The sequence below is a fragment of the Acrocarpospora pleiomorpha genome (genome assembly GCF_009687885.1).
Lineage (GTDB): Bacteria > Actinomycetota > Actinomycetes > Streptosporangiales > Streptosporangiaceae > Acrocarpospora > Acrocarpospora pleiomorpha.
The window spans coordinates 1-12,196 of sequence record NZ_BLAF01000104.1 but is presented as its reverse complement, the minus strand read 5'-3'; the positions used below and the strand labels follow the sequence as shown (position 1 = coordinate 12,196).

General features: G+C 67.0%; 10 protein-coding genes. 4 read left to right on the top strand and 6 right to left on the bottom strand.

Annotated features, from left to right (window positions below):
- Positions 1-184: 184 nt before the first annotated feature.
- Genes Aple_RS48915 through Aple_RS48905 form a run of 3 tightly spaced genes read left to right on the top strand, consistent with a single transcriptional unit; the run spans position 185 to position 3,228 of the window.
- Entirely contained in the window at positions 185-1,405 is a 1,221-nt protein-coding gene (locus Aple_RS48915) for an ABC transporter substrate-binding protein (protein WP_170322048.1), read from the top strand.
- A gap of 18 nt (positions 1,406-1,423) precedes the next feature.
- The gene (locus tag Aple_RS48910; protein WP_155351650.1) at positions 1,424-2,386 is read left to right on the top strand and encodes a carbohydrate ABC transporter permease; all 963 of its coding nucleotides are present in this window, start codon (positions 1,424-1,426) and stop codon (positions 2,384-2,386) included.
- Positions 2,383-3,228: a carbohydrate ABC transporter permease gene (locus Aple_RS48905; protein ID WP_155351649.1), complete on the top strand. Its 846-nt coding sequence runs from the start codon at positions 2,383-2,385 to the stop codon at positions 3,226-3,228. Before Aple_RS48910 ends, Aple_RS48905 begins: the two co-directional genes overlap by 4 nt.
- A 72-nt stretch (positions 3,229-3,300) precedes the next feature.
- Here Aple_RS48905 and Aple_RS48900 read toward each other — a convergent pair whose 3' ends face one another.
- The gene (locus tag Aple_RS48900; RefSeq protein ID WP_246265510.1) at positions 3,301-4,239 is read right to left on the bottom strand and encodes a hydroxyacid dehydrogenase; all 939 of its coding nucleotides are present in this window, start codon (positions 4,237-4,239) and stop codon (positions 3,301-3,303) included.
- Between the two features lie 152 nt (positions 4,240-4,391).
- Positions 4,392-5,798 (bottom strand): aldehyde dehydrogenase family protein, encoded by a 1,407-nt coding sequence (locus Aple_RS48895; RefSeq protein WP_155351648.1) that lies wholly within the window; start codon positions 5,796-5,798, stop codon positions 4,392-4,394.
- Between the two features lie 271 nt (positions 5,799-6,069).
- On the opposite strand from Aple_RS48895, the gene Aple_RS48890 reads away from it, so the two are divergent.
- Positions 6,070-7,848, top strand: coding sequence for a DUF2264 domain-containing protein (locus tag Aple_RS48890; RefSeq protein ID WP_155351647.1), 1,779 nt, complete (start codon positions 6,070-6,072; stop codon positions 7,846-7,848).
- Positions 7,849-8,348: 500 nt separating this feature from the next.
- Here Aple_RS48890 and Aple_RS48885 read toward each other — a convergent pair whose 3' ends face one another.
- The 4 genes from Aple_RS48885 to Aple_RS48870 all read right to left on the bottom strand — a co-directional run.
- On the bottom strand, positions 8,349-9,023 hold the full coding sequence (locus Aple_RS48885) for an alpha/beta fold hydrolase (protein ID WP_155351646.1): 675 nt from the start codon (positions 9,021-9,023) through the stop codon (positions 8,349-8,351).
- A 75-nt stretch (positions 9,024-9,098) separates the two neighbouring features.
- The gene (gene trxA / locus Aple_RS48880; protein ID WP_246265509.1) at positions 9,099-9,413 is read right to left on the bottom strand and encodes a thioredoxin; all 315 of its coding nucleotides are present in this window, start codon (positions 9,411-9,413) and stop codon (positions 9,099-9,101) included.
- Entirely contained in the window at positions 9,410-9,784 is a 375-nt protein-coding gene (locus Aple_RS48875) for a MerR family transcriptional regulator (protein ID WP_155351644.1), read from the bottom strand. The genes trxA and Aple_RS48875 overlap by 4 nt, the downstream gene beginning before the upstream one ends.
- A 1,161-nt stretch (positions 9,785-10,945) precedes the next feature.
- A partial coding sequence (locus Aple_RS48870) for an HNH endonuclease signature motif containing protein (RefSeq protein ID WP_155351643.1) occupies positions 10,946-12,196 on the bottom strand: 1,251 nt, incomplete at its 5' end.

The following is a 12,196-nucleotide window of genomic DNA, read 5'->3' as shown; positions in this document are numbered from 1 at the left end:
CCTCCCCATGCTTAGTTCAATACCTGAACCTATAGTCGCGACGCTCTCACCTCGGCCGCAACCGGGACGAAGCCAATCGACAAGGGTAGCCCGCGTTGCGTTACCAAAGCGTTTCCCGCGGAGGGCTGATCTTTTTTTGCATCTTACATTATCGTCTGTGCAACCCCCGATGAAGGAGATGGAAATGATCAGGAGAGTCACCGGCATCGCCGCGGTCGCGGCGCTGCTCGCCGGGCTCACCGCTTGCGGCGGCTCCGAGGAGGCCGCAGGGTCGTCCACGACCCTGACGTACTGGATGTTCCAGGACCGGACTCCGCAGGCGGGTGAAGTCGTCGAGAAGATCCGTACCGACTTCGAGAAGGCCAACCCGGGCGTCACCGTCAAGATCGTCAAGATTCCCAAGGACGACTACAACACCAAGCTGGGCAGCGCGGTGGCCGCCGGAACCGTCCCCGACGTCGGCATCCTCGACCAGCCCCTGGTCGCCCGGTACGCGCTGGACAAGACCATCGTCGAGATGCCCGCCGGAACGGTCACCGAGGCGGACTTCTTCGAGGGGGCCCTGAACACCAACCGCGTCGACGGCAAGCTGTACGGCCTGCCCGTCGACCACACCGCCGTCGCGCTCTTCTACAACAAGAAGCTGGTCCCCACGCCGCCCAAGACCTGGGACGAGCTCAAGCAGATGAGCGACGCCATCCACAAGGCCGACCCGAAGGTGGCCGGCATCGTGGTGCCCAAGGGCGACGGCTACGGCGCCTGGATGTGGCCGGGCGTGGTGCACGGCGCCGGCGGCGAGATGGTCGACGAGGCGAACAAGAAGATCCTCTTCGACCAGCAGCCGGCCGTGGACGCGCTGCAGCTCTGGGTGGACCTGCTGCCCTCCTCGCCGCGCGAGATCACCGACTCCGCCATGGCCTTCGCCAACGGCCTGGCCGGGATGATGATCTCCGGGCCGTGGGACGTCGCCACCATCAAGGACCAGTTCCCGGAGCTCGACTTCAACGTCGCGCCGCTGCCGTACAAGACGACACCGGCCGGGAACATCGGCGGCGAGAACGCCGTGGTGTTCGCCAAGGGCAAGAACGCGGACCTGGCCTGGAAGTGGCTCGCATTCCTGACCAACTCCGACAACAACACCCAGCTCGCGCAGGCGCTCGGCGGCTTCCCGATCAACAAGGCCGCGGCCGAGCGGGACGCCGCCACCTTCGGCGAGCAGCAGCAGGGCTTCCTCGAGCAGCTCAAGGTCGCCCACGCCCGCCCGGCGCTGCCGGACTGGATCAAGATCAACGATGAGTTCATCGCCCCCGCCATCGAGGCCGCGCTGAGCGGCAAGGTCACCTCCCAGCAGGCGCTCACCGAAGCCGCGGACAAGACGCGCGCCCTGCTCGGCTGGAACAGCTAACGCGGAAGCGAGGCAATCGTGGCATCTCCGGTGGTGGCCGAAAGGCCCGCCGTGACGCCCCAGCCCGGGCGGCGCCGCCGCCCGGGTTTCGGGCGCTCGGACCGTCTCGTCGGGTGGTTACTGATCACGCCCGCGCTGGTCTACTTCGTCGTCTTCCTGCTCTACCCTGCCGGTGCCGCGCTCTACTACAGCTTCACCGACTGGAACCTGCGGAGCGCCCCCAACTGGGTGGGCCTGCAGAACTACACCGAACTGCTCTTCAACGACGTGGAGTTCCCGCACTTCTGGAAGTCCGTGCAGGTCACCGTGCAGTACACGCTGATCGCGGTGCCGCTCACGCTGATCTCCGCGCTGGCCCAGGCACTGCTGCTGAACGCCATCCGGCGCGGCTCCAACATGTTCCGGCTGCTGCTGTTCCTGCCCGTGGTCACCGCAGAGGCGGCGGTCGGCGCGATCTGGCGCTGGCTCTACGACCCGCAGTACGGCTTGATCAACGCCATTCTCGGCATTTTTGGCATCCCCAAGCAGAACTGGCTGAACACCCCCGAACTGGTCATCCCCGCGCTGGCGTTCATCGCGGCGTGGCAGTGCGGCATCTCCATGATCATCTACTTGGCCGGATTGAAGGGCATCCCCGAGTCGATCCGGGAGGCGGCCATCATCGACGGCGCCGGCCCGGTGCAGCGGTTCTGGAAGGTGGTCGTGCCGATGCTCAGGCCGACCACGTTCTACCTGGTGGTGACCGGCACCATCGCGGCACTCCAGGTGTTCGGCCTGGTCTATGTGATCTTCTCGGGCGCCGGGCAGAGCATCACCGGCGGCCCCGAGCAGTCCGGCCTCGCCTACGTGCTGCACATCTACCTGTTCGCGTTCCGGTATGACGCGATGGGCGCGGCCTGCGCGATGTCGTTCCTGCTGCTGTTGTTGATCATGGTGGTCACCGCGCTCCAGTTCAAGTTCGTGAAGCAGGAGGCGACATGACGGCCAAGCAGGTACGCAAGGCGCCGATCTATGTCGCGCTGGTGCTGCTCGCGCTGATCTCGGTGGTGCCGTTCATCTGGATGCTGGCCACCTCGTTTAAGCACAGCTCAGACATTTACACCAAGGTGCCCAACCTGCTGCCGGTGGACAAGCAGACCGGCGAGTGGGCGCCGACGCTGGAAAACTATGAGCACGTGCTCGGGATCGGCGGGCTCGGGCAGGCGTTCGTCAACAGCGTCTGGGTGTGCGCGGTCCTGGTGCCGACCAAACTCCTGATCGACGCACTGGCGGCGTACGCGTTCGCGCGGATCCCCTTTCCCGGGCGGGACAAGCTCTTCGTGGTGTTCCTGGCGGGCATGATGGTGCCGACGATCACCCTGCTGGTGCCTCGGGTGCACGTGACGCAGGTGCTCGGGATGTACGACTCGGGGTGGGGATTGATCCTGCCCAATATCGCGTCGGTGCTGGATGTTTTCCTGTTGCGGCAGTTCTTCCTGTCGTTGCCGGCGGAGCTGGAGGAAGCGGCCCGGATCGATGGCGCCGGGCGGATGCAGATCTTCTGGCAGATCGTGCTGCCGCTGTCGAAGCCGGTGCTGGCGGTGGTGACGATAACCAGCTTCATCTTCCACTGGAATGATCTGGTGTGGCCGCTTGTGGTGATCAACTCACCTGAGCTGAACACGCTGCCACTGGCGTTGCAGCAACTGGCGAGCACCGAGTCGGGGCGGGCTTACTACATCATGGCGGGGGCGGCACTGGCGGTCGTCCCGGTCATCATCGTGCTACTGATCTTCCAGCGCCGCATCATGCAGGGCATCGCCTTCACCGGCCTGAAGACCTGACCCCGGGTGCGACCCACACGAGCCGGGGTGTGGAGGGACACCCCGGCTCACCTACATGCGCTGTCTCGTTTCTCAGGCGGTGATCGCGAGGACGGTGGGGTCGACGGGGTGTTTCAAGGGCTGTCCGGCCAAGGCGCGGGTGACCTCGTCGGCGGCTGATTCGCCCAGTCTGTGGAGTTCGTTCCCAAGCGCTCCCGCGACGTGGGGAGTCAGAACAACGTTGGGCAAATCCCATAATGGCGAGTTCGGTGGCGGGATTTCGGGGTCTGTCACGTCTAGTACGGCTGAGAGGCGGCCGGTGAGGAGTTCGGCGAGGAGGGCGGGTTCGTCTACGAGGGAGCCTCGGGCGGTGTTGATGACGGTCGCGCCGTCGGGCATGGAGGCCAGCAGGCGGGCGGTGACCAGGGCTCGGGTCTCCTCGGTGGCCGGGGCGTGGATGGAGACGATGTCACAGGTGGCGAACAGGTCGTCCAGGGTGACCAAGGTCGCGCCGAGATCTTTCGCGGTGGCGGCATCGACGTACGGGTCGGAGAGCAGGACCGTGAAGTCGAAGGGTTTCAGCAGGGTGAGGACGCGGCGGCCGATTTTGGAGGCGCCGAGCAGGCCTACCGTCCGGTGGTAGTTGCCGATGGTGAGGTTCCTGCGGGGGAGGTTGAGGTCGGCGCGGGTGGCGCGGTATTCGCGGGCGAGCGCGGGGACGGCTTTTCCGGCCAGGAGGATCATGGCCAGGGTGTATTCCGCGACGGGGATGGCGTTCGCGTCGGCGGCGGAGCTGACAGGGATACCGCGGTCGAAGACGTCGAGGCTGAGGTGGCCTTTGACCGTTCCGGCGGCGTGGACGACGGCTCGCAATCTGGGGGCGTGCGCCAAAGAGGCGGAATCCAGACGCGGGCTTCCCCAGCTGGTCAAGAGGATGTCCGCCGCGCGGAGGCGATCAAGCGACCCGGCGGAGTGAAAGTCGATCAGCGGATCGCTCAGATCGATCTCGGCGACTGCTCGGAGGCGCTCCACGATCGGAGGCGGTAACAAGCGCGGCGGGAGATCAGGGAACATCGCGAGTTCGACGCGCGGACGCGTTTCGATCCGCGTCGGCTCCGGATCCGCATTCGTGCCCGCTGAGCCGTCGCCTCCCGACCAGCCCATTTCATCGTCGTCCACCATCGTCAACGAGTCCAGGAGGGAACGTCGAGGGGCGTGCGTTGGACGCCGATCCACTGGCGGCGGGTGAAGCCGGGCATCTGGTTCTCCGCGCCGTGGCGGGCGTGGGCGTCGTTGACGTGGACTTCGCCCGCCTGGAGGCGTTCCGCGACGGTCATGCCGCGGATGAGGTCGGCGCTGAAAACCGAGTTCATCAACATCGGGTAGCCGTTGACGAGCGCGACGGCCTCCTCCTCGGAGTCGACCACGGTGATCGGAATGACCGGGCCGAAGATCTCCTCGGTGAAGGCGGGCATGTCGGGGGTGACGCCGGTGAGCACGGTCGGCCGGTAGAACAGGCCCTCGTAGGTACCGCCGGTGGTCACCTTGGCGCCCTTGGCGATGGAGGGCTGCACGATCGTCTGGTGGACGCGGTCGCGCTGGGTCGCGCTGATCAGCGGGCCGAGGTCGACGTCCTCGCGGACGGGGTCGCCGACGCGGAGCGCCGCTACCCGTTGGGTCACCGTCTCGGCGTACCGATCGGCAACGGAACGCAGGACGATGTGGCGGCTGGCGCTGATGCAGGTCTGGCCCTGGAATTCGAGCGAGGCGATGAGCGCGCACGAGGCGGCCAGGTCGAGGTCGGCGTCGTCGAGGACGACGAAGGCGTTGGAGCCGCCGAGTTCGAGGCGGATCTGGCGCAGGTCGGTGGCGGCGGAAGCGGCGATGGCCAGGCCGACCTCGCGGGAGCCGGTGAAGTCGAGCAGGTCCAGCCCGCGATGCTCGGCGAGCGCGTGTCCCGCCTCAGGTCCGTCGCCGGTGACCAGATTGAACACGCCCGGCGGGAAACCGGCGTGGTGGGCTGCTTCGGCGAGGATCTGGCCGCCGAGGATGGGCGTGAGTTCGGCGGGTTTGAGGACGATGGTGTTGCCGAAGGCGAGACCGGGGGCGACGGCGCGCATCGCGAGGTTGAGGGGGTAGTTCCAGGGGGTGATGACGCCGATCACGCCCAGGGGCACCGCGCGGGAGAGGGAGAGCTTTCCCGCTTTGTACGGCTGGAGGATGTCGCCGGCGGATTGTGTCGCCTGAACCGAGGAGATGGCGAGCTGGCGCAGGCCCGCGGAGACCTCGTCCTCGGCCTTGGCGCGAACGCCGCCGGTTTCGCGCATGCTTAGGTCGATCAGCTCGTCGTACCGGCCGCGGAGGTGCGCCGCGAAGCGGTCCAGGTACGCGGCGCGTTCCGGGGCGCCGAGGGCGGCCCAGCCCGGTTGGGCTGCGCGGGCGGCGGCGACGGCGCGATCGACGTCGGCAGGAGTGGCCTGGGCGTATTCGCCGATCTGCTCGCCGGTCGCCTTCTCGTGTACGGGGGCGGTGGTGGCCGGGGTGAAGGCGCCGTCGATGTAGAGCTTGCCAGAGGCGAGGGAGGCGGTCATGGCGCAGATTCTAAACTTACTCGTATGCCTAAAATAAGGTCTTGACCACGGATTCCTGAGTGATCACCTCGTCGATTTTTCCGGATATGTCACGATCGAGGAGCACGGGGTGTGCTGGGTATGGCGACTTCTGATGATACTTAAAACTAAGTCTTGACAGGTGTGGTCCGGAGCGGCCACCCTTCCCGGTGAAGCGCATTCGCCCACCGACCCCGGGGGACCCGCAGTGGAACGATCGGCCTGGTCAGCGGCTCTGGAAGATCGCGGGGAGATGCGAGAGCTGGTGCGGGAGCTGGTGGCGCCGCTGCTTCCTCGGTTCAGTTCGGGGCGTGCCCGGCTGCGGCTCGGGGGCAACGCCGCGCACTATCCCGACACGGCGGCCGAACTGGAGTCGTTCGCCCGGCCGCTCTGGGGGCTGGCGCCGCTGGCGGCGGGCGGTGGGACTTTCGAGCACTGGGATCTATGGCGGGAAGGGCTCGCCAATGGCACCGATCCGGGGCATCCCGAGTATTGGGGGGCGGTCACTGACATCGATCAGCGTTTGGTGGAGACGGCCGCCATCGGGCTTGCCCTGGCACTCGCTCCCGAAACGCTCTGGGATCCGCTCACCGGACGCCAGCGCGACACCGTCGCCACCTGGCTTCAGAACGCGATGACCGTCAAGGCCGTCGAGAACAACTGGCAGTTCTTTCCTGTCCTCGTCGGACTTGGGCTGAAGCGGGTCGGCGTCGAGGCGGCTCCGGTGGCGGAGCGGCTTGATTTGCTGGAGTCGTATGGGGTTGGAGCTGGTTGGTACAGCGATGGGCGCAATCCCCAGCGGGATTACTACATCCCGTTTGCGATGCACTACTACGCCCTGATTTATGCCGCCCTGGGGGACGATCCTCCCCGAGCCTGCCGTCTGAAGGAGCGCGCGGCCATGTTCGCGCATGACTTCCAGCACTGGTTCACCACCGACGGCGCGGCCGTGCCGTACGGACGGAGCATGACCTACCGCTTCGCCCAGGGCGCGTTCTGGGGCGCTCTCGCCTTCGCCGACGTGGAAGCGCTCCCGTGGGAGGTGATCAAGGGCCACCTGCTCCGCCATGTGCGTTGGTGGCTCAATCATCCGATCCAGGACGATTCCGGACTTCTCACGATTGGGTACGCGTATGCGCAGCCGCATCTCGCTGAGCAGTACAACGCGCCCGGGTCTCCGTACTGGGCGTTGAAGGCCTTTCTGCCTCTGGCCCTGCCGGAGACCCACGCGTTCTGGCAGGCCGGGGAGACCGCCGCGCCGCCCCTCCCGGTGACCAGCACCCAGCCGGAGCCCGGCGTCACCCTGATGCGCTGCGAGGAAGGCCGCCAGGTCGTCATGCTGACCTCCAGCCAGCACCACAACTGGGTACGCCACGGCGCGGCCAAATACGCGAAGTTCGCTTACTCGACCGCGTTCGGCTTCAGCGTTCCCGCGGGGACCTGGGGGTTGGAACAAGGGGCTTTCGACAGCACCCTCGCCTTGAGTGACGACGGCGACCATTGGCGCCCGTGCGAGATCCCCCAGGACCCTTCGGCGCGTGCCGGACTTCACTACTTTCGGTGGAATCCTTGGCCGGATGTGGACATCGAAACGTGGCTCGTCGCGTGCGCGCCTTGGCATGTGCGGATCCATCGCGTCCACTCGGCCCGTACCCTGCAAACCGCCGAAGGCGCTTTCGCCCTGAACCGCGACGTGCTCTGCCATCGGACCGAGACAGGGCCAGGGCACGCTCGCCTGCTGTCCCCCGCCGGGCTCTGCCAGATCGAGGATCTCGCGCCATCGCCCGCGCGCCGGGGAGAACTCGTCGCGGCGCTCCCCGGCACCAACGTGATGGCTCCCCGGACGACGATCCCCACCCTGCTCGCCGAGCTCGCGCCCGGCGAACACTGGCTGGCCTGTGCGGTGCTGGCCCTGTCCGACCCGCCGGTGGAATGGGCGAATCCCCCCAGCCTGACCCTCGCCCTCGCCGCTCAGGACGCGGTGGCCACACGCCTCACCCAGTCGCTGCCTTGGCTCGAACTCGGCGGATGACCTCCTCTGCTGTGAGCGGACCTCGTGGATGATGCGTCAGGCACATCGGATTCCTCGTCTTCACGAAGGGCACGCCCTCGCGAGCGAGGGAGAAGTTTCCGGCCGTAAGAGCTCCCACGTCGCTGCCTCTCGTCTTGGCCATCTCTTTGACCGCCTCGATCTGCGTGCTCGCGTTGAAGTAGCGGAAGAACTGGGTCGCGGCGTTGCCCGGGATGTGGTTGTGCAGGGCCTTCGGGGCTTGAGTCGCGAATACCAGGCCCAGGCCGTACTTGCGGCTTGGGAGGCTAGCGCCACGGTGCTGCGGGTACAGGCGGTCGTGGACGACGGTGGCGGAAAGTCTGTGCCTCGTCCATGACGAACAGGCCGCGCAGCGGGCGGTCGCCTGCGGGATACGGCCCCCTGGCCGTTGCCGTTTGCTCAGGCTGAGACACGGCCGGGAATCAGTCAGATGACATCAGGCAGCGCAGGCGTGCACCGCCCCGGGTGGCCTTCGAGTGATGTCAATTCGCGTCCGAGTCGAGGAACGGGCCCGCGACGGACGCGAAAGCCTCGGGGGCATCGTCATGAATGCAATGGCCGACGTCGATGATCGCGAACTTCGCGTCTGGGATGATCTCGGCTACTTCCGCGAGGAGCGCGGGTGGGATCAGGCCGGTTTCGCCGCCGCTGAGGACGAGCGTCGTGGCGGTGATGGCTGGCAGGCGATCCCACCACTCGGGGTCGGGAGCGCGAAGGCCGCGCCGGATCGGGTCGACCACGCGCCAGTCGAAATCCACGGGCTCGTCGGGCTCGGGGAAGGAGTCCACGTGCACAGCCGGAGGGCGCCGTGGAGGGGCGGGTGCCTCTTCGAGGACCATGCGACGAACCAGGGCCGGATGTTCCCGGGCGATCCGGATGGCGGTCGCGCCACCCATCGAATGGCCGACCAGATCGACCTGATCGAATCCACGTTCTTTGATGAAGGCCACCACGTCCGCCGCCATCAGATCGACATTGTATTCGGCCGCGCGAGGGCTCCGGTCATGGCCTCGCGCGGCCAGGGCGAAGGTGTGCCGGTCGAGCCCGGAGATGAACGTGTCCCAGGTGGCCGGGCGGTCGCTCAGCCCGTGGAGGAGTAACAGGGGAACCCCTCCGGGCACGCCCCGCTCCACGTACGCGAGTTCGACGATGCTCATATGGAGCAGGCTAACGCGGCACCGCCAATCTTTCGGGCGTCCAGATTCTGCCCATAGCGAGCGTGGGTGCCCAATTCAGATGTGCGGGGCCAGGTCGGCCAGGATCATCCGTTTGGGCTTGGCGCCCTTGATCTGGTGGATGATCTCACCGTCGCGGTAAAGGTTGAGGGTCGGGTAGCCGAGGACGTTGTAGCGCATCGCGATCTCGGGGTGGTCGTCGGCGTTGAGTTTGGCGATGATGAGGCGGTCGCCGTACTCGGCGTCGATCTCGTCCAGGATCGGGGCGAGCATCTTGCACGGCGGGCACCAGTCGGTCCAGAAGTCCACCAGGACGGGACGGTCGCTCTTCAGCACGTCCTCGTCGAAACTCTCCGTTGTCACTGTGATCATTGGGTTCTCCTGATCGCGCATCCAGGGCAGGCCTGCTTCAGCTGAGTGGCGACCTCGGTCCTCCGGGCGACCAGCGCCTGGATCTCCGCGTCGATCTCGGCCAGCTTGCGCTGGTAGACGGCGACGGATTCCGGGCAGGCGTTCCCTGACGCGTGCCCGGCCCGCAGGCAGGCGACGAACGGCCGGGCGTCCTCAAGCGTGAACCCCACGGCCATCAGCGAACGAATCTGAGCGACCAGCCGGATATCGGTCTCGTCATACTCCCGATAGCCGTTCGCGGCCCGCCGAGCCAGAATCAGCCCTTGCTCCTCGTAATGCCGCAACGCCCGAGCACTCACCCCCGCCCGCCGCGCCAACTCCCCAATCCGCATCGACCCTCCACCGGCACCCACCACCGGCGGCAACACCCACCGGCCCTCCGAACGTAAACGCTCACACCAACGTCAAGGTCAAGCCCCCGCTTCCCGCACGTACCAGCGAGATCGGCCGGCAGCGCCGGAACGGGCGTGGGCGCGCCGCCTCCCTCAAGTACCAGCGAGCATGTCCGAGGAGATAGCCGCATCAGTTCGTGCAGTCACATGGCTAGAGGGACCGATACGCAGGTCTAAGCACCACAAAGACCCTTTACAGAGCCTGATCCGCGCCTGCTGGTCGACGTACCCCGCAAGAACTCCTGGCAACTGTCGGGTTATTCAGGGCCTCGCCCAGCTTGATCGGGAAGGGATTCGATGAACCCTGGAATGCGATCACTATGAGTGACGAAGTTGGCTGATGTGCCCTGAATGTGCGAAGCCCGTGGTTCTTGTAGATCATGGCTGATGTCTAGACAACCGATCTTCAATAAACCACGGGCGTGTACGAACTCGAAGGCGCTGGACACCGACCTGGAGGTACGAAACAGCCCACGAACGCCCGCAGCGTGATCTGATCCACTGCCCAAGAATGACCCCATCACCAGCAACACTTGAAGAACCAACAGCTACTGCGTCACCGGCGGTAGCCCAAGTGACCGTCCGAGCGGTCCTGCCTCGCATGGATGAACTCTCAGCCACAGTTCGAGGCCGGCGTCTTCTGGGGGCACGGCCTGCCAGCTTCACGGAACGCGTAGGGTCAATCGCCTAGGAGAACTGTGAGGCGTTGTCCCTTGGGGTTGTCCCTTGGGTTGGTCACCGGGCTCCCCACGCCCCGTGGGGGGTGAACCGTGGGTTTTCGCCTTGGGGCTGTCCCTGGGAAGGTGGCCAAGGGCGGCAACGAGGAAGTCATGGCGATCTAGTGTCGCGATCTCCCGCAGATCGGTAAGCGGGCATCCGCACTGTCCACGCCGAAGGACCCGACGAAGTCGGAGCCAACCAAACGGAGAGTCGGCACGCGGAGTCGGCACGCGGAGTCGGCACGCGGAGTCGGCACGCGGAGTCGGCACGCGGAGTCGGCACGCGGAGTCGGCACGCGGAGTCGGCACGCGGAGTCGGCACGCGGAGTCGGCACGGACGGTTCCCTGCCCGGGGTGGGTGGCGCGCTTCTGCTGGTCCGGTTCAGCGTCGGAATCGTCCGGCGAAGCGGCCTCTTTTGCTGAGGTAGAGGAGGGTCCAGGTGCCGTCGTGGTTACGGTGGGTGCGGTAGCGGTCGGGGTGGGTTGCTTTGTCGCGGTTGTGCCAGGTGCAGGCGGGGGCGAGCTGGTTCAGGTCGGTGGTGCCGCCGTCGGCCCAGCCTTGGACGTGGTCGATTTCGCACATGTCGGCGGGGATGGTGCAGTCGTCGCGGTAGCAGGTGGTGTAGCGGGCCAGGATGGCCTGCCGCTGTGCGGGGGTGGCCAGGCGGACGGCGCGGCCCATGTCCAGGACGCGGCCTTTGGCGTCGATGACCATGCGGACCAGTTTCGAGGTGCGGGCGAGCCGGTGGACGTCGGAGATGGGCAGCAGCTGCCCGGTGGCGATCAGCAGCCCGGGTGCCAGCCGGTCCGGCGCGTGCCCACAGGTCCTACACGCCTCCGGCACCGGCCCCGCACCCGAGCCCGCGCTCCCCGCACCCACCTCGGCCGCACCCGAGCCCGCGCTGCCGGTACCTGCCCCGGCTGAACCCGTGCCCGCGCTGCGGGTAGCCGCTCCAGCTGATCCCGTGCCTCCGGTGTGGCTGGGGCCGCCCGCGCGGCGGGTCGAGCCGTGGGCGGCCTGAGGTGTCCCGGGCTGAGCATCGCTGGAGCCAGCGGTGTCGGCCGCGGCGCGGTCGGACTCAGCGGTGCCGGCGCGTCCGGATGCGCTCTGCGATGGCGGCGCCCCCGCGGCGGGCGTGGCGGGTGTGCCGGACGCCGCGGCGGAGGCCGCATGAGTGGGGTCGGCGTCAGGTGTGGGGTGGCCGGTGGTGGGGTGATCGTGTGTGGGGTGGTCATGTGTGGGGTGATCGGTGGGGAGGGATTCGGCGCGGACCAGGACCAGTAGTTCGGTGGTGACCTTCTTGCTGAGCAGTGCCGACAGTGCGTCGGCCTGGCGGACCCGCAGCGGGCGGTCCTCGTCCTTGCCCCTCGGCCTCGCATAAGCGGTAAGGAACTCGCGCAGGCGGGCACCGGCCTCACGAGGCAACCGGAACTCCCCCTCCACCCCGCCCGTACTGGACGGGCGGACCAGCAGGAAACGCGTCGCGTAGTCGTCTTCGGCCTCATCCTCCAGAGTGCCCGGGTCCAGCAACTCACGCAGATAGCGGCCGGCCTTGCCGATCTCCGCCGGAGACGCGCCGTCGGCCAACTCCACCAGAATCGGCTCCACCAGCGCCGCCTGCTCATCACTGAG

Bases quoted from the DNA above. Each gene is read 5' to 3' on its own strand.
- Aple_RS48875 (WP_155351644.1), bottom strand. From the start codon at position 9,784: ATGCGGATTGGGGAGTTGGCGCGGCGGGCGGGGGTGAGTGCTCGGGCG.
- Aple_RS48885 (WP_155351646.1), bottom strand. From the start codon at position 9,023: ATGAGCATCGTCGAACTCGCGTACGTGGAGCGGGGCGTGCCCGGAGGG.
- Aple_RS48915 (WP_170322048.1), top strand. From the start codon at position 185: ATGATCAGGAGAGTCACCGGCATCGCCGCGGTCGCGGCGCTGCTCGCC.
- Aple_RS48905 (WP_155351649.1), top strand. From the start codon at position 2,383: ATGACGGCCAAGCAGGTACGCAAGGCGCCGATCTATGTCGCGCTGGTG.
- Aple_RS48890 (WP_155351647.1), top strand. From the start codon at position 6,070: ATGCGAGAGCTGGTGCGGGAGCTGGTGGCGCCGCTGCTTCCTCGGTTC.
- trxA (WP_246265509.1), bottom strand. From the start codon at position 9,413: ATGATCACAGTGACAACGGAGAGTTTCGACGAGGACGTGCTGAAGAGC.
- Aple_RS48895 (WP_155351648.1), bottom strand. From the start codon at position 5,798: ATGACCGCCTCCCTCGCCTCTGGCAAGCTCTACATCGACGGCGCCTTC.